This is a genomic window from Cylindrospermum stagnale PCC 7417, assembly GCF_000317535.1.
GTDB classification, from domain to species: Bacteria; Cyanobacteriota; Cyanobacteriia; order Cyanobacteriales; family Nostocaceae; genus Cylindrospermum; species Cylindrospermum stagnale.
Map to the genome: position 1 here is coordinate 1 of NC_019757.1, position 15,898 is coordinate 15,898.

Annotated in this window: 15 protein-coding genes; 5 read left to right on the forward strand and 10 right to left on the reverse strand. The window is 43.2% G+C overall.

The features are described from left to right. Positions 1-32 precede the first annotated feature (32 nt). Positions 33-1,439, forward strand: a complete 1,407-nt coding sequence (dnaA, locus tag CYLST_RS00005) for a chromosomal replication initiator protein DnaA (RefSeq protein ID WP_041232890.1) — start codon at positions 33-35, stop codon at positions 1,437-1,439. A gap of 249 nt (positions 1,440-1,688) precedes the next feature. Here dnaA and CYLST_RS33985 read toward each other — a convergent pair whose 3' ends face one another. Continuing rightward, complete coding sequence (locus CYLST_RS33985; protein WP_157162496.1) at positions 1,689-1,853, reverse strand: hypothetical protein; 165 nt, start codon at positions 1,851-1,853, stop codon at positions 1,689-1,691. 16 nt (positions 1,854-1,869) lie between these two features. Between CYLST_RS33985 and dnaN the strand changes: the two genes are divergently transcribed. Next, positions 1,870-3,030 carry a DNA polymerase III subunit beta gene (gene dnaN / locus CYLST_RS00010; protein WP_015205650.1) on the forward strand — a complete coding sequence of 387 codons (1,161 nt, stop codon included), beginning with the start codon at positions 1,870-1,872 and terminating at the stop codon, positions 3,028-3,030. Here the strand turns inward: dnaN and CYLST_RS00015 are convergent. The 3 genes from CYLST_RS00015 to CYLST_RS00025 form a co-directional block, all read right to left on the reverse strand. Beyond that, complete coding sequence (locus tag CYLST_RS00015) at positions 3,020-5,803, reverse strand: GAF domain-containing sensor histidine kinase (RefSeq protein WP_015205651.1); 2,784 nt, start codon at positions 5,801-5,803, stop codon at positions 3,020-3,022. The genes dnaN and CYLST_RS00015 overlap by 11 nt on opposite strands. 123 nt (positions 5,804-5,926) lie before the next feature. Next, positions 5,927-6,316 (reverse strand): response regulator, encoded by a 390-nt coding sequence (locus tag CYLST_RS35410; protein ID WP_051056082.1) that lies wholly within the window; start codon positions 6,314-6,316, stop codon positions 5,927-5,929. A gap of 128 nt (positions 6,317-6,444) precedes the next feature. Continuing rightward, the gene (locus tag CYLST_RS00025) at positions 6,445-6,690 is read right to left on the reverse strand and encodes a DUF7219 family protein (protein ID WP_015205653.1); all 246 of its coding nucleotides are present in this window, start codon (positions 6,688-6,690) and stop codon (positions 6,445-6,447) included. Between the two features lie 678 nt (positions 6,691-7,368). Here CYLST_RS00025 and modA point away from each other — a divergent pair. Further along, entirely contained in the window at positions 7,369-8,244 is an 876-nt protein-coding gene (modA, locus tag CYLST_RS00030; RefSeq protein WP_041232891.1) for a molybdate ABC transporter substrate-binding protein, read from the forward strand. A gap of 233 nt (positions 8,245-8,477) precedes the next feature. Further along, positions 8,478-9,311 (forward strand): PEP-CTERM sorting domain-containing protein, encoded by an 834-nt coding sequence (locus tag CYLST_RS00035; RefSeq protein WP_015205655.1) that lies wholly within the window; start codon positions 8,478-8,480, stop codon positions 9,309-9,311. A 180-nt stretch (positions 9,312-9,491) separates the two neighbouring features. Here CYLST_RS00035 and CYLST_RS00040 read toward each other — a convergent pair whose 3' ends face one another. Continuing rightward, positions 9,492-10,769 carry a phthiocerol/phthiodiolone dimycocerosyl transferase family protein gene (locus CYLST_RS00040; protein ID WP_015205656.1) on the reverse strand — a complete coding sequence of 426 codons (1,278 nt, stop codon included), beginning with the start codon at positions 10,767-10,769 and terminating at the stop codon, positions 9,492-9,494. A 52-nt stretch (positions 10,770-10,821) separates the two neighbouring features. On the opposite strand from CYLST_RS00040, the gene CYLST_RS33990 reads away from it, so the two are divergent. After that, positions 10,822-10,989 (forward strand): hypothetical protein, encoded by a 168-nt coding sequence (locus tag CYLST_RS33990; protein ID WP_157162497.1) that lies wholly within the window; start codon positions 10,822-10,824, stop codon positions 10,987-10,989. A gap of 5 nt (positions 10,990-10,994) precedes the next feature. On the opposite strand, the gene CYLST_RS00050 is transcribed toward CYLST_RS33990, so the two are convergent. Genes CYLST_RS00050 through CYLST_RS00070 form a run of 5 tightly spaced genes read right to left on the reverse strand, consistent with a single transcriptional unit; the run spans position 10,995 to position 15,887 of the window. After that, the gene (locus tag CYLST_RS00050) at positions 10,995-11,735 is read right to left on the reverse strand and encodes an SDR family oxidoreductase (protein WP_015205657.1); all 741 of its coding nucleotides are present in this window, start codon (positions 11,733-11,735) and stop codon (positions 10,995-10,997) included. 15 nt (positions 11,736-11,750) lie between these two features. Beyond that, the gene (locus CYLST_RS00055; RefSeq protein WP_015205658.1) at positions 11,751-12,878 is read right to left on the reverse strand and encodes an alpha/beta hydrolase family protein; all 1,128 of its coding nucleotides are present in this window, start codon (positions 12,876-12,878) and stop codon (positions 11,751-11,753) included. A 3-nt stretch (positions 12,879-12,881) separates the two neighbouring features. Next, complete coding sequence (locus tag CYLST_RS00060) at positions 12,882-13,841, reverse strand: SRPBCC family protein (protein WP_015205659.1); 960 nt, start codon at positions 13,839-13,841, stop codon at positions 12,882-12,884. Positions 13,842-13,855: 14 nt separating this feature from the next. Further along, positions 13,856-14,329, reverse strand: coding sequence for an aromatase/cyclase (locus tag CYLST_RS00065; RefSeq protein ID WP_015205660.1), 474 nt, complete (start codon positions 14,327-14,329; stop codon positions 13,856-13,858). 10 nt (positions 14,330-14,339) lie between these two features. After that, complete coding sequence (locus tag CYLST_RS00070; protein ID WP_015205661.1) at positions 14,340-15,887, reverse strand: class I adenylate-forming enzyme family protein; 1,548 nt, start codon at positions 15,885-15,887, stop codon at positions 14,340-14,342. Positions 15,888-15,898 lie beyond the last annotated feature (11 nt).

The window sequence follows — 15,898 nt, forward strand, 5'->3', positions numbered from 1 at the left end:
TATTTTGACGATTCGCTCATTGGTGGTAAATGATGGAAATTCCCTTAGACAGTCTGTGGAGTCAAGTACTGGATCGCTTACAGCTAGAACTGTCCCGTCCCACCTTTGAAACTTGGATCAAAACTGCTAGTGCAGAACGGTTAGAAAGCAATTGCTTGGTGATTCGTACGCCTAACCCCTTTGCCCGCAATTGGCTACAAAAGTATTACATCAATACTATTGCTCGTGTAGTGCAAGATATTTTGGGTTATCCGGTAGAAATTTATATTACCGTTGCTAAAGGTGATGAAGTTTCTCAAATCAATGAACGAGAGGTTTCTTGGCAATTACCAGCGACCAATAATATTGATCCAAGTCTTGCGAAGAAAAACCAAAACACTACAGAATTAAACTCTAAATATGTGTTTTCGCGGTTTGTAGTAGGTGCTAATAATCGCATGGCTCATGCTGCTTCTTTAGCGGTGGCCGAATCTCCAGGTAGGGAATTCAATCCCTTGTTTTTATGTGGTGGTGTGGGTTTGGGTAAAACCCATTTAATGCAAGCTATTGGTCATTATCGCTGGGAAATTTGTCCTGATTCCAAAATTTTTTATGTTTCTACTGAACAGTTTACAAATGATTTAATTACCGCCATTCGTAAGGATAGTATGCAAAGTTTCCGGGAGCATTTCCGGGCGGCTGATGTTTTGTTAGTCGATGATATTCAATTTCTTGAGGGTAAAGAGTACACCCAAGAAGAATTTTTTCATACTTTTAATACTTTACATGAGGCAGGTAAGCAAGTTGTTATTGCTTCCGACCGCCCTCCTCAGCAAATTCCTCGCCTGCAAGAACGTCTTTGTTCCCGGTTTTCTATGGGTTTAATTGCCGATATTCAACCACCAGATTTAGAAACTAGAATGGCAATTTTACAAAAAAAGGCTGAGTATGAAAATATTCGTCTGTCTAGAGATGTAATCGAGTATATCGCTTCTAATTATACGAATAATATTCGAGAATTGGAAGGAGCTTTAATTCGGGCGCTGGCTTATATCTCCATTTGGGGTTTACCGATGACGGTGGAAAGTATCACACCAGTTTTAGTTACCCAAAATGAGAAGGTGGAAGCAACAGCAGAGATAATTTTGACGGTGATTGCCGAGGCGTTTAATATCCCGATTGAAGACCTCAAAAGCAGTTCGCGGCGGCGGGAAATTAGCTGGGCGCGGCAAATAGGAATGTATTTAATGCGGCAACATACGAGTCTGAGTTTACCGAGGATAGGAGAAGAGTTTGGGGGTAAAGACCATACGACTGTGATTTATAGTTGTGATAAAATTGCCCAACTCCGGGCAAGGGAAGGCTTACGGGGCACTGAAAGTGAACGCGCTTTGGTTCAAACCTTGCGTCAACTGAGCGATCGCATTAATATGGCAAGTCGTAGCCAAAAATCACCTTGAAAATTGAGTTGAGACTTTTCCACAACCAGCATCTTGATTATTACCTTGACATCCGAGCAGTTAACCGAGAATATTAAGTTAAGTATAAAAATTAATTAAATTTAACTTTAATTGTGGAAAAGCATGCACCTTTTGGGGAAAAAACTGTGGAAAACTTGAGAGCGTTCACAGTAAATTCCGTTAAGTAGAATTACTCTGTGGAAAAAGTAGGGAGTTTTTCCACAAGTTTTCCACAATTAAGTTAACCGCTTAAACATTTGTCAAGCGGTCTTGTGACAGGTTTTCCACAATTTCCACAGCTATATATAGGAAAAATATATCTTTGGTAGTAGTTACGTAGATCAAGATATCCCACTCGTCAAGTAGGCGATCGCAACCACGGATAAACCCTAAGAATGCTAGGATATGCTTCACTAGCTGAATCTGTTTTATGAAATTAGTTTGCGCCCAAAGCGATCTCAGTACAAATCTCTCACTCGTCAGCCGTGCAGTACCGTCACGACCAACTCATCCAATACTTGCCAATGTGCTGCTGCAAGCGGATGCTCAAACTAACCAAGTAAGCTTAACAGCCTTTGATCTGAGCTTGGGTATCCGTACCAGCTTTAATGCCGAGGTATGGGTTGGGGGAGCGATCGCACTTCCTGCTAAACTGCTTGTAGATATCACCTCTCGTCTACCAGAGGGCGAAATCACCTTAGAAGTTGAATCAGCCACCGACCCTGAAAATGCTGGGGAAGGCTTAATCGTCACCCTCACCCCCAAAAGTGGGCGTTATCAGGTGCGGGCAATGGGAGCAGAAGAGTTTCCCGAACTACCAATAATCGAAAATGCCGAAGCGCTTCATCTCACCACCGCAGCATTAATTGAAGGATTAAGGGGTTCATTATTTGCCACCAGTGGTGACGAAACAAAGCAAGTCCTGACTGGAGTCCATTTAACAGTTAAACAAGACACCCTAGAATTTGCCGCCACCGATGGACACCGTCTAGCAGTGGTAGAAACTACTAACGAGCGTCCTCTGGGTGGGAGTGGTCAGCTAGAGGTGACAGTACCCGCTAGAGCCTTGCGCGAACTACAGCGGATGTTGGCTCATAGCTCGGCATCAGAAGAAACTGTAGCTTTATATTTTGATCAAGGTCAAGTTGTATTTGCCTGGCAAAATCAACGCTTGGCTAGTCGGACTTTAGAAGGGCAATATCCCGCTTATCGACAACTGATTCCCCGCCAATTTGAGCGACAAGTGACCGTTGAGCGGCGTCAATTCATTAGCACCTTAGAGCGGATTGCTGTCCTCGCCGATCAAAAGAATAACATTGTCAAAGTTAGCATTGATCAAGCAGCTCAAGAAATTACCTTATCTTGTGAAGCTCAAGATGTGGGGAGTGGTAGAGAGTCAATGCCAGCAATGATATCTGGGGAAAACATCGATATTGCTTTTAATGTTAAATATTTAATGGAAGGCTTGAAAGAGTTACCATCTTCAGAAATTCAAATGCATTTAAATCAAAGCTTAACCCCAGTGATTTTTACACCATTGGGTGGGCTGAAAATGACTTATTTAGCTATGCCGGTGCAACTTAGAAATTAGTCACAGGCTTGGTGAGCTTTCCCTGGGGTTTTTGCGGTTGGCTAATCGGAATTTCAATCCAGAATTGGGTGCCTAAACCTGGCTGTGAATCACATTTCAAGACACCACCGTGCTTCTCGACTATAATCTGGTAACTAATTGATAAACCCAAGCCAGTACCTTTGCCTATTGGCTTAGTGGTGAAAAATGGATCAAATACTTGTTGTCTAACGGCTTTTGGAATTCCTGAACCGTTGTCGGTAATGCAAATCACTACACTTTTCACATTGCCTTTAAGTTCACCGACGGCAGTGTTGATCGTAATTTGACTTTGATGATGTTCTAATTTTGCATCTTTGTGATGTTCTAAGGCATCGATGGCATTGCTCAAAACATTCATAAATACCTGATTGAGTTGTCCGGCATAACACTCTACCAAGGGCAGCTCACCGTACTCTTTGACTAGGTGAATGCTGGGACTGTCTGGCCTGGCTTTGAAACGATGCTGCAAAATCAGCAAGGTACTATCAATGCCCTCGTGAATATCCACAGCTTTAACTTCGGCTTCATCAAGGCGAGAGAAATTCCGTAAACCTGAGACAATCTGCCGGATGCGGTCGACTCCTACCTTCATGGAGGATAGAGTTTTAGGCAAATCTTGGCTAATAAATTCTAAGTCAATTTCTACTGCTCGCTCGTAAATATCAGGACTGGTGAGGCCTTGTTGCTGATAAAGCTCTAGCATACTGAGTAAATCTTCGGCATATTCATTGACATGGACAAGGTTGCCGTAGATGAAGTTGACTGGGTTGTTAATTTCGTGGGCTATACCTGCCACTAATTGACCCAATGAAGACATTTTTTCAGTTTGGACGAGTTGGGTTTGAGTTGCTTTTAAATCACGTAAGGCTTGAGTTAGCTTTTGAGACTGCTTTTTTGTCTGGTTAAGCAATTCAGCTTGTTCACGGGCTACACTCATTTGAGCGGCGATTTGGGTCACAAATTGGATTTCTGAGGTTTGCCATTCGCGGGTTTGGCTACACTGGTGAATGCAAAGCAAGCCCCAGAGGTGATCACCTTCCATCACTGGTGCAGTGATATTTGCCTTTACCTGAAATTGATCGAGCATAGCGATATGGCATTCCCGCAAAAGAGCATTGTGGATGTCTGAAACTGCATTTACTCGCCCCATGTGATATTTGGTGGCATAATTGTCTGCAAAACAGCGATCGCTAGTTTTCACCGCCAGAGCAGAAACAAAACCTGGCAGCACATCTTCGGCAACGATTTCTCCTTGATTAAAATTAGAACTGGGGTCAAAGCGATAAAAGCCAACCCGGTCAGCATTCAAGGCCAGGCGAACTTCTCTACAGGTAGTGCTAAAAATTGTGTCGATGTCAAGAGATTGCCGCATTTTGGCGACAACTTCAAACAATATTCGCTGTTGTTCAGTTGCCTGTTGCAGCTTAGATGTGCGCTCTTGAACTTGATATTCTAAGTTGGCATTGAAGGCATTTACTTGTTGGTAAAGCTCATATTGCTGAATTGCTAAAGCAAATTGTTTACCCAGTTCTTGCGCCAGTTCCATCTCTTCAGCACTCCACTCGCGAGCTTGCGCTGTTTTAGATTCTCGCCAGACTTCAAAGGATAGACGGGGGTAAAGTTGCCGTTGATCAGGGTCAAATCGCCCAGCCCACAGGGTTTCTGTGTCTATTTCGTCCCGGAAAATACTTAAGTATCCTAACAACTCCTGTCGGTAATGCAGTGGAATCACCAAGACAGAGCGAATTTTCGTTGAGCGAAAAGCAACTTGCAGATTTCGCCAGCTAGAATCTTGATAGATATCGGCGATCGCCCAAATATCATACTCACCTGATTGATAATGCTCCTGCCAGAGGCTATCTTGCTCGATCAGTGGATATTTTGCTAACTCTGGAATCACAGGTTGTAGACCGCAAGTATATAGTTTGATGCCATCTCTGGCAGCTTGTAGGCAGTCTGTTAAACTCCTGAATCTGCTGTTGTGGAGATTAAATAATTGATTTCTAATGCATAATCTACCACCAGAACCAGAGAAGGCAGCAACGGTTTCTTCTAAAGCTGACTTTAATTCGATGGCGGACAGTGAATGCAACTCTGTGGCGATGCGGTTAATAATCGCTTCCCTCGCAGCTTTTTGCTGCGCTTTGGTGAAGAGGTTACTTTGGGCGATCGCCACTGACAAATGATCAACCACCATCTGCACTGCTTGCAGTTCCTGTTCTGTAACAAAACGGGTTTCCGCGTTATGAGATACTAGCAGCCCCCAGAGTTGATCTTGATGCAAAATGGGTGTGACTAAAGAAGACTTTACCCCCATTGCATTCATATATTCTAAATGACATGGGTCTACAGGACGGTAACAGATATCCTCGGAGATGATCTCTCCTGTTTGTAAATCACGTAAGGAAGTGTGGCCAATTTCTTGAGTATCAACATTGATCACAGAACGCACCCGCGACTTGATAAATAGTTCACGGGCATCGGCGGGAATGTCATCAGCGGGAAAATTTAGCCCTAGCAACGATGGTAACCGATTTTCATAAATTGACTCAGCAATAACTTGACCACTACCATCAGGATGAAATTTGTAAATCATCACTCGGTCGGTTCCCAGTAATGACCGCAATTCCGCCGCACTCACCGTGATAATCTCTTCAAACTCTAAGGTTCGACGGATGCGGTTTGTGATTCGGTGCAGTAAACCTTCGTCATCACGACTCACCCGCAAGTCTTGTTTAGGGATAGAGGTCATTGCTTTTAGGAAAATAAATTGTTACAGCTGCCGAAAGTGACAATTAAATTTAAAAAAATTTTGTAATTTAATTGCTCCCCTTGTCCTCAGTATAACTACGGTCTACTTAATAATAAATAATTTTTAGAGCGCCCAGCCTAGTGCTGTACTGATTTGATCTGCCAGTCTCAAGGGGCAAAAAGGCTTGGCAAAGACAGCTGCAAGATCCAAATCAGAAAAATTTTCTCGATCTGATTGCTGAAGTTTGACTGTTGATAAAATTACTAGAATTGTCTTAGTCGCAAGGTTAGCCTTTACAGCACTTGAAATGTGAATGGAATATATATATATATCTTGGAGTCCTTCGGACACGCTGTTCGCGTTGGCGCCATCGCGCTTTACTGTGGCAGCTAGAATTGGTAATGTTGGCAGCGGCTTTTGGGCAGAAGGCATTTGCACGCCGGAGTGAATCTGACATAACCAAGCAAAATCCTGGCCAATTAAGCTTTCGCTACTCGTCCAAGGGACAGCCAATCCTCAGTAATCTTAACCTCCATGCAGAACCGGGGGCATTTCTAGCGATTGTCGGCCCTTCCGGAAGTGGGAAATCAATGATATGAGGAATGACAATATTTTCGTCACTCAAGCGAGTTTCTCAGGACTTAGCTAATTTCTATTTGCTTTTTAGCAGTTTTTAATTGCTTCCAGAGCATTTTAATTTGGGTGTAAGCATCTTCCGGAGAAAGCTTGCCGCTAGTTTGTAGGTTGCAGACATAGCTCACTCGTTGAGAAAACTCCTGGAGATGAGAATTAAAAGCCAAATACTCTGGCTTGAACTGACCGTAATAACTACTGTGAGGATAGAGAAAATCAGATAGATCAGCTAAAAAATTAGAGTCTTGTACCATTACTATTTACAACCATTAACGGAAAAAATTCAGTAATAAACTAAATATTTGCCTCAGAATTCCATTTTATTCTTCCAACTAAGTTGGTAAATAACTTATACCAACCAAACTCGATTAACTGTATCAATAGTTACATTTTTCACATTTCCAAAATCTGAAGATGCCAGACCTGAGGTGATGATATACATTGGTGCGATTCCTTAATCCAGAGTGCTCCGTGTAATTGCAAAGCGCCTCTCGTTAAAGGCTGACAGCCCACATAGACTTACTTCCCAACGTCAAATTTTTATCAAGTCAACGTTTGATTACATAGTTAAATTGATTTTTTCCAACTTAGTTGGTAATATGGCTTTAACCGAGAAAACACGCATATATCAGAACCAGCCTGTAAAGGTTAATAGCTAGAGAGGTTTAAACGTTCACCAAAATCAATAAATAAGTATGGTTGTCAGATAATTTACTCAACAGCCATCACAAAACAAGATTTTCTATTGGGGCAATTACGCAGAGGCAGTGCCGTAGGCAACCGCTACCCTAGGATACTGCGAAGTCCTAATAGATTTTCAAAATGCTTTTTGTCAATTTTTATACCAACTTTATTGGTATAAGACATCAAGACTAGCAACATCACACAACGTAGTCAATCTCTCTAAGGAATTTTGCTCAAACATGTTTATTATGACAAAAAGACGACTTATTACTGCGATTGCTGCCGCAGTTACCAGTTTGATGCTAGTCATCGGCTTACCGTTTGTCACTTCACTACATGATCAAGTAGCACAGGCAACAACCACGCTGCGAGTGTATGCTGCCGTTAGCTTAACCGAAGTGATACAAGATATTGAGAATGCCTACAATACCGATAACCCTGGCGCACAGATCAGCTTTATCAATACTTTGGACTCTTCAGGTGCCTTGCTGACCCAGATACAAAATCCAACAAACGAGTCAGCAGGTATACCAGACATATTTATTTCTGCTGCTACAACTCAAATGAATACCTTGCAGAGCGCAAGTAAATTGGCTTCGGGTTGGCCTGTGACAGTCGCCACAAACCGTTTAGTCTTGATTAAACCAACTACATTTGCTGCTGGTTCTCCAACTCCGAGTTTTAGTGGTTTTAGTACTTTGACAAATGCCAGCGTTAGAGGCATTGCTATCGGTACACCCACAACTGTGCCTGCGGGGAATTACGGCAAACAAGTTCTAGAAAGTACCGTCAGCGGTTGCGGAGGAAATATTTACACTACACTCCTGAATAACAGCAAATTGGTATTTGCTAACAATGTTCGGGATGTCTTGTCGGCAGTTGAAAATAAAACCCTCAGCAGTCAAACCATCGATGCAGGTATCGTTTACACGACTGATAAAGATACTTCTAGCCAGGTAAGCCTCGTAGCAACTGCCGCGCAAAACTGTCATAGCGCTATTGTCTATCCAGCGGCTGTACTCAGCAGAACTACTAATGGTACGGCAGCAGCTAGTTTTGCTAACTACCTTAGCAGTAGCACAGCCCGAGATAAATTTACTGACCTGGGATTTGGTGTTCCCTAATAAGGCTTCAAGGGTGAAAGTGCTGCACTCTTTGGGGTGTAGTGCCATCAGGATATTAAGATAGCCTGGCTTTTTTCAGGGGATTTAGGGATAAGCTTTTCCTCTACTGAAAGCCTGATATTTATGCAAGTCGAGTGGAACCTTAAATCCTTGATAGCTGATATCCAACCGCTTGTTTTCTAACTTTCAGCTAAACACTATTGTCAACTTTGAACCATTTGGAGTGTAGGGTCATGAAATCAGCTAAAAAACTCGGACTTTTTGTTTTTGGTATTACCAGTGGTGTTGTGAGTAGTGCTGTGACTACTAGTGCTTATATTCCAGCAGCGCAAGCAGAACCTATCATCACATATGTAAATCCTGTAGACCCTTCTGCTCCACAAGTGCCAGCAACACCAATAACCCCCAATCTACCAGGAGATCCCACATTAGATTCTAACTATTTTGTAGATCCTAGTAATCTTGTTGTCAATGGAGATTTTGAGGACGACCCTTTCATAGATGCAACTTCTGGCAAGCGCAATCCTTTCCTGACAGGATGGACTAATAATAGTTCGTTTTCTGCTGGTTCTTATAGCGATCGCCTAGACAATTATGCCAATACTGGTCTTTTGAGTCTACGTCTGGCTGCTACGCCTCAGAGTGGTGGTACTGCTTTTCTGTCACAGATTCTCGATACAGTTATTGATCAGGAATATCAACTGAGTTACTTCTTAGCTTCTGTAGAGGAAGCTCCTCGTCTCCAAAACCTATTTCAGACATTTGTAGGTGGCAACTTGATTGATACGAAAACAGATGTCTCCTTCCAACCTTTCACAAAATATGAATACACTTTTGTGGCGACATCAGCAACCACAGAGTTAAAGTTTGGTAGCCAGGTTAGATATGACTATTTAAACTTGGATGATGTGAAGGTCAAGGCTGTGAAACCATCACACCTCAGCAGAATAGCAGATGATGTGAGCGTCAAGCCTGTGCCTGAACCATCAACCTTTAGCGGAATAGCAGTTGTAGGGTTGATAGGAATGTGGCTGAAGAGAAAGCAACTAGTCCATAAAAATGGTTAATAACTAATATCAGCCCTGTCAATGTCAGTTCAATTGTGAATTACTAGACGGGGCACATTTTTTTAAAACAAGTGGATTACTTTATTGCCAACTCACTCTCTAAAAGCATAAGAATTGTCATGGTTTGGAAGTCGAGTAAAACCCGTCAGGTATTGCGGTAAAGTACGTCATCATAAATTGTTACCCTACAGCAATCCGTTGCATCGCTCCTGCCTTAATTTTCTCTGCCAGTGATCGTGACAATACTGATTCTGAAAAAGTAAAAGTAAAGAATATTTTACCCCCCAGCGTTGCTACACTTACAATCTTTATATTTTCAGAAGACTGAACTATTGGCCCATAGATTGCCTCTAGAGATAGTGAACCAAATTGCTGTGGTATATTTAAGCGACCTAGATTGGTAACACACAGATCCCCCTTTTGCGCCATTTGCTGATACACCATCTGTGGGTCGGGTTGGGTGGAGAGAAAAGCCTTAGTTGGTCGAATATACTGAAATATTTTTTCTGGCACTATCAAATCATTAATTTGGTGTTTGACTTCTTGTGCCAATCCCCAGAAGCTGGTTTCTGGCTTCAGAGTGTGCGAAGTGAATAAACCAGATATGTATAGACCAAAATCTTCCCCAATTGCTGGAACAAGGTAATTTCTCACATTACAGGGAGAGACACACTTGTGAATCGCATCTTCTGATGAATTCATCTCTTCTGCCATTGACAGGAGAAAGGCAGCACAGATAGCACCTTGAACGCTAGATTGCTTTTCAGAGCAGCGTGAAACAAGCATAGCAGTCTCCTCTGGAGAAAGGCACCAGTGAAGTATACTTGAGCGCTTGTTTCCTGAAATTGCTTCCTGGTCGCTGACACGATTCAAAACTATGTCTGCATCAGATACGCCGATTTTCTGCTGAGTTGGTGCTACTGCGGCAATAGCATTATGACTGATGTTGCCCTGAGAAAGGAAAATAAGTTCTTCCCAAGAGGGAAGTTCTGGCAATATCTCGCGAGTGGTGCCTGGAGTGCTAATCTCCAGTAGGATGTCCCGTAGTAGGTAGAGCGCCGATAAACCGTCGCCGATAGAGTGGTGACAGGTAATAATCAGTTCAGAAACAACCGCACCTTGGAGAAACACTACACGCAACAACGGTCCAGAGTTCCAAGAGAAAGGAAGTGACAGTTCAGCTTCAGCCTCCTGACACCAGTGCTCGTCTCCTTGTCGCTTAACTACTCGCAGTGGGATGTTGGCAACACCTTCTGATACAAATCGTGGCGGTTGACCATCTTCAGTCGCTATTCTCACAGCTAGTAAGGGATGCCGACGCTGAACCCAAGTTAAGGCATCTGTTAGCTGTTGGACAGTGATCGCCCCTCTGACACGCGCATTTAAAGTAAAATTAAACGACCATCTTTGGTCTAGCAGCCACCTAAGATGTTCGGACACTCCTAGTAATCGGTTCATTTCTAAATTTTTCCCTAGTTCAAATAGGTCAATATGTCTGCCAGCTAGTAGCATGCCACGAGTCTGTGGAGACATAGCAGCGACAAGTGCAGCCGATGATTTTTGGAAGTCACCATATTTTCAGCCATCAGATATCCGGAATACCCACATCAAAAGGACAATTCAAAGAATCAAACAACATGGGGTAGTTTTAGCGATTCAAGACATGCAAGAGGTCTAATGCCTCTACCAAGGAATTAAATTCCTCTCTTGGAAAAATTTACCTGTAGGACCACCATCTGGCAATGTTGCTACCCAGACTATCGAATCAACCCCTTCGTTAATTGTGTTGATAGCATTGGGTCCACCCATATCAGTTTTAACCCAGCCTGGATTGACTGAATTCACCAAAATATTTGTGTTTTTTAAGGTATTAGCAAAGAGTATTGTGAGTGCATTCAGAGCAGTTTTTGAAACTCCATATATGGGAAATTGAGTAGAATTCATATTTGCTGATAATTGCCCATGTTTTGAAGATACATTCACAATTCGTCCATAATTATGAACTTGCATCAGCGGAATTAAGGTCTGGCTCAATTGCAATGATCCATAAACATTGGTTTCTATTGTTTGACGTAAAGTGTCAACCTTCACGTTGAATATACTTCTATCTGGATTATCTAAATAATCTAAAAGAATGCCTGCATTATTCACCAGAATATCTAAATATCCAAATTCATTGCAAATAAATTCAGCCAGATGTTGAATACTATCTGTATTTGTTACATCAAGTGGGTAATATTTAACATCCAATTTCTCGGCTTGCAATTTCTCTGCTGCTGCTTGACCCTTGGCTTGATCGCGGCTGGTGAGAATGACCTTGATATCTTGTTGTGCCAGTTGGCGGCAAGTTTCAAACCCCAATCCGCGATTAGCACCCGTTACAACTGCTATTTTTTTGATCCTAGTTACCTTTTGCATTGTCATATTATATAGTCATACTTAAACTGTGTTATTAGGGGCAAGCTGCGACCCCATCCAGTCGGTTATTACTACTATGTACTGGTTGATTTGGTTCAGGCAAACATGAACCTCCTGTTCATAGATGAGCGCCTGGTGACGATCGCCCCATTTATGATTGAGAGCCTGAATACCGCCAATGGGAAAAATGTCGTCGAGAGTGCCGTGAATTGACAAAACATTGGTTTTGCAACCACCAGATAGATCCAGTGCCAGGCGCTCAAAAAGGTCAGGCATAGCAGTTTTTTCAGGTTCCATAAAGGCATACTGGAAATCTTCTTTGAGACGGCGCTTCATTTTCTCAAACGGTGTAATAGATGGTCCACCTGACAGATTGACAACTGCCTTGAATTTATGACCCAAATGTTTCGCTACCCGCAGAGCAATATAGCCGCCAAAGCTGACTCCGAAGAAACCAAGCCGCTTTTGATCAATGCGTGCGTCAGCAGACAAAGTATCAACAATACTGGCAATTACTTCTTCAAAATTTACAGGAATTGGAGAACGACCGAGATTGATTCCTTGCCCCGGTCCGTCGAACAAGAAAGCCGCAAATCCTCGGTTGACAAAATGTTCAGCGAAAGCAATAACCTCAACTTCCGTAACTGAATCAAGACCGTTGGAGAGAATTACACAGGGTAAGGGTTGATGGGGGTCAACGTTGTCAGGTAATAGCAAATAGTAGGGAATTTCCACCCCGTTCCACTCGATTTTACCTGTATTCAGGGGGCGGACATTTTCGTCCCAGCTTTTGAGAAAGCAATCCTTGATGAGCTGTCGCAATACGGACTTATGGTTAGAATCGGCGAAATACATAAACTCCGCCCAGTGGTAGCAGCTAGTCGCACTGCGAAAGAGGAGACGCTGCCCCATTTTATAGGAGCAGGTTTCGGCTTGTGCAACATAGCGATCGCCAAGTTTAGACCAACCCTTCATCCAGTGTTCCCAAAACTCCGGGGTACTTATATCTGTGCAATCAGAGGGAAAATCACCCAGAGCGATCGCTAAATCGCCCCACTGGGATTGCCAAAACAGAAGACGCGGCAGAAAATACCGACAAGCCAAATATATTTCTTCTGGTACACTCAATGGCATAGAAGCAGGATTCATGGGCTATTTCTTCCCAGCTAAACGACGTTCACAAGCTTCGATGGTAGTTAGAGAGTTTTTTTCCAGGGCATGATGGAGCCGTTGTTTGTAGAATGCTATGTCACCCTCTCCGAATAAATTGCGGCAGGCATTCGGCTCAATTTGGAACTCGTGGCGGGCAAAAACCGCCGTTCCACCAGGTATACTGTTGAGCTTCCAACAACCAGTATGTCTGCTCATCACTGGAGGCGGTTCTGGCTGAAAATACTCAATTGTCAGGAGATCTCGGCGACACCGACGGATGCTGCGAATGCGCTCACTACCATAGGCTGTTTTCACCTCCATAATGAATTCCTGATTGCTGCCGTCATCGTAAAGCATATCCACAGCCTGACAATGGGGAAGAAGCAAAGACCAGTTGGCAGCATCAGCCAGAAGAGTGTAAATGTCTGCCCCCGGAAAGGGCAGAACGCGACTTGATTCAAAGGACAAAGAAAGTTCATCCTCCTGCTGGTCTTTCCCTTCCACTATGCTTTTAATCGCGATCATTTCCGAACCGCCGTTGCGCTCGATGAAATTGATCATGAAATCGACGGCTGCTTCTGGTGTAGTTACGCCCGCTACTAAACCAGTTACGTCTTCCTTGACTACAAAGCTACGCTCAACAAAGAGCAGACTTCCACCACTGTCAAGGGGCACAACCCGCCAGCGCCCTTGCATATCGGTCAACAGTGGCATGGGTACGGGTAGGTAGAAATCAACTCCATTGATCTGGGGCAAAAACGTCCGGTGCGTGTCCCATATCATTTCTCTGCCATTTTCCTGGGCAGTAATGCGAACCAGTTGGTAATCGTTACCTTTTTCCAGAACTTCCGTTCTGACGCAAGTCTCAAACAGATCAGGCCATTGGGAGGTGTCGGAGATAATTTGATAAACAGCCTCTACCGGGGCATGGCAGATGATCGAATGAAATGTATTTTTCATTATTTGTTTTCCTGCTAGTTATTCTGTTCTGCTAGTTTTTTGATCGAGTTGAGTTCTTTGAGGCTGTTGCGGTGGATTGCTTGCATCATAAAATCAACCGCTTCATCAGGTGTGTTAACACCATCTACTAAACCGCTCACCTCTTCCTTCACCTGAAAATTGTGTTCGAGGGAAAGCAGACTTCCCCCCTCTGCCATCGATATCACCCGCCAGCGACCTTGCATAGATTGAAGTAGGGACATTGGCGGGTTTGTTTCAAAATTAATGCCGTAAATCTCCTCTAATAAAACCCGGTGAGAAACCCACTGCATTTCCACACCGTTTACTTCCGCAGTCACGCGGATGACTTCGTAGCCTTCACTTTTTTCCAGGGATTCGACGTTGATACATGGCTCAAAAATGTCGGGCCATCGCACACTGTTGGAAATGATTCCATAAACAGCATTAGCTGGAGCGTGGCAGAAGATAGAATGTATTGTTGCCTTCACGATTTTGCTCTTAATTTACAGAAAATTTGATCACGTTTTCAGGTTTGATGAAGGGAAGAATATCCCGCTTCGCAATTTTGCCATTTTGGTTTTTGGGCAAAGGTTCAGGGGATATGTAAAGAAAATTAGGCCATTTTTCAGGGCTAAACATGTTACGGAAGCTTTCAGATAAAGCATCTCTCAGAGCAACAGGGTCGCCTTGTCCGCTGATTGTATAGATGCAGACCACGGGATATTCGATTGCTGTTTCTGATGATGACCAACTGACAAGCACTGCCTCCTCAACACCTGGAATTTGGTAAAGAAGATGTTCGATCTCGCTAGGATAAATTTTGTAACCATTTGGTGTGAGAACGGTTTCAGCTTCTCGTCCTTTGAGAACAAGATAGCCTTCGCTGGAAAACATTCCGAAGTCACCTGTGTGAAACCATTCACCAACTGACTCAATAATATTTTTTGGGAAGTTGCAATAACCTGCCATCACCCCTAAACTATGAACGACAATCTCACCGATTTCATTAGGGGGCAACTTATTACCACTCGGATCGAAAACAGCGACATCAACCGTATCATCTGGTCGTCCAATGCAATGTACATACTGAGCGTAAATTTCGGCTTTGTGATCTTCCTCCGTCAGCCAGCAGAAAGGTCCGAAAGTTTCACTCAAACCATAGCCTTGAATCCATTCACAAGGCATTAGTTTCCGCCCTTTTTCTAGGTCTTTTACGGGCAATGGTGCAGCACCATAAGCAACAATTTCTAGGCTACTCAAATCTGCTTTGACTGTGCGTGAATCTTCAAGGAAATTTTTCATAGAGACTGGGCGCATCATAATATGAGTTAGCCGATGCTGTTGAATCTGTGGTGCCCAATCTGCAACATCTGGACTGTTGGGAAAAAATAGAGTAGCGTTATGTGCCAGGGACCCCAAGGAATTAATAATCCCGGTGGTATTGCTCATTAGCCCTGACATCATTATGTGTGCGTCAGAGTGGAACTTCAGGGTCGTAGATACCTTGAGAACGCGCAGGGCGATAAGTCTTTCTTGAAGACTGATAGCTTTTGGCTTGCCCGTGGTGCCGCTAGTAAAGAGAACTAAGAAATTTTCAACTGGATTGGGGTCTTCGACGATAATATTGGTATTTGTTTTATCTATTATCTCGATTTGAGTCCGGTCAATTTCAACAAGATTAACACCTGATATCCGCGATTTTTCCAGCGTTATATCTGTTTTTTTGAGGTAAATAATATGTTCTGGTTGGGCGATTTCAAGAATATTAAGCCATTCGTTAAAAGCAGCTTCTTTGAGATTGTAAGGAATCAGAACTTGAATGCCAATAGCACTGGCAGCGAGAAAAAAGAAAACTGCATATTCATCGTGATCTGCAATCATCAAAACGCGCTGTCCAGGTATTACACCTTTGTCCCGTAGAAAATTGACCATTGCCGCGATGCGATCGCGAACATCTTGATAGGTGTAGATTTGTTTTGAAGTGACAAATGCGGGTTTTTTCCAGATTGATTCATCTGAACAGTTGAGAAATGATAAAATTTTCATGGCAAAACTGT

Excerpts from the sequence above, each read along its gene's own strand:
- dnaA (WP_041232890.1), top strand. The coding sequence starts at position 33 with ATGGAAATTCCCTTAGACAGTCTGTGGAGTCAAGTACTGGATCGCTTA.
- dnaN (WP_015205650.1), top strand. The coding sequence starts at position 1,870 with ATGAAATTAGTTTGCGCCCAAAGCGATCTCAGTACAAATCTCTCACTC.
- CYLST_RS00015 (WP_015205651.1), bottom strand. The coding sequence starts at position 5,803 with ATGACCTCTATCCCTAAACAAGACTTGCGGGTGAGTCGTGATGACGAA.
- CYLST_RS00025 (WP_015205653.1), bottom strand. The coding sequence starts at position 6,690 with ATGGTACAAGACTCTAATTTTTTAGCTGATCTATCTGATTTTCTCTAT.
- modA (WP_041232891.1), top strand. The coding sequence starts at position 7,369 with ATGACAAAAAGACGACTTATTACTGCGATTGCTGCCGCAGTTACCAGT.
- CYLST_RS00035 (WP_015205655.1), top strand. The coding sequence starts at position 8,478 with ATGAAATCAGCTAAAAAACTCGGACTTTTTGTTTTTGGTATTACCAGT.
- CYLST_RS00040 (WP_015205656.1), bottom strand. The coding sequence starts at position 10,769 with ATGAACCGATTACTAGGAGTGTCCGAACATCTTAGGTGGCTGCTAGAC.
- CYLST_RS33990 (WP_157162497.1), top strand. The coding sequence starts at position 10,822 with ATGCCACGAGTCTGTGGAGACATAGCAGCGACAAGTGCAGCCGATGAT.
- CYLST_RS00050 (WP_015205657.1), bottom strand. The coding sequence starts at position 11,735 with ATGACAATGCAAAAGGTAACTAGGATCAAAAAAATAGCAGTTGTAACG.
- CYLST_RS00055 (WP_015205658.1), bottom strand. The coding sequence starts at position 12,878 with ATGAATCCTGCTTCTATGCCATTGAGTGTACCAGAAGAAATATATTTG.
- CYLST_RS00060 (WP_015205659.1), bottom strand. The coding sequence starts at position 13,841 with ATGAAAAATACATTTCATTCGATCATCTGCCATGCCCCGGTAGAGGCT.
- CYLST_RS00070 (WP_015205661.1), bottom strand. The coding sequence starts at position 15,887 with ATGAAAATTTTATCATTTCTCAACTGTTCAGATGAATCAATCTGGAAA.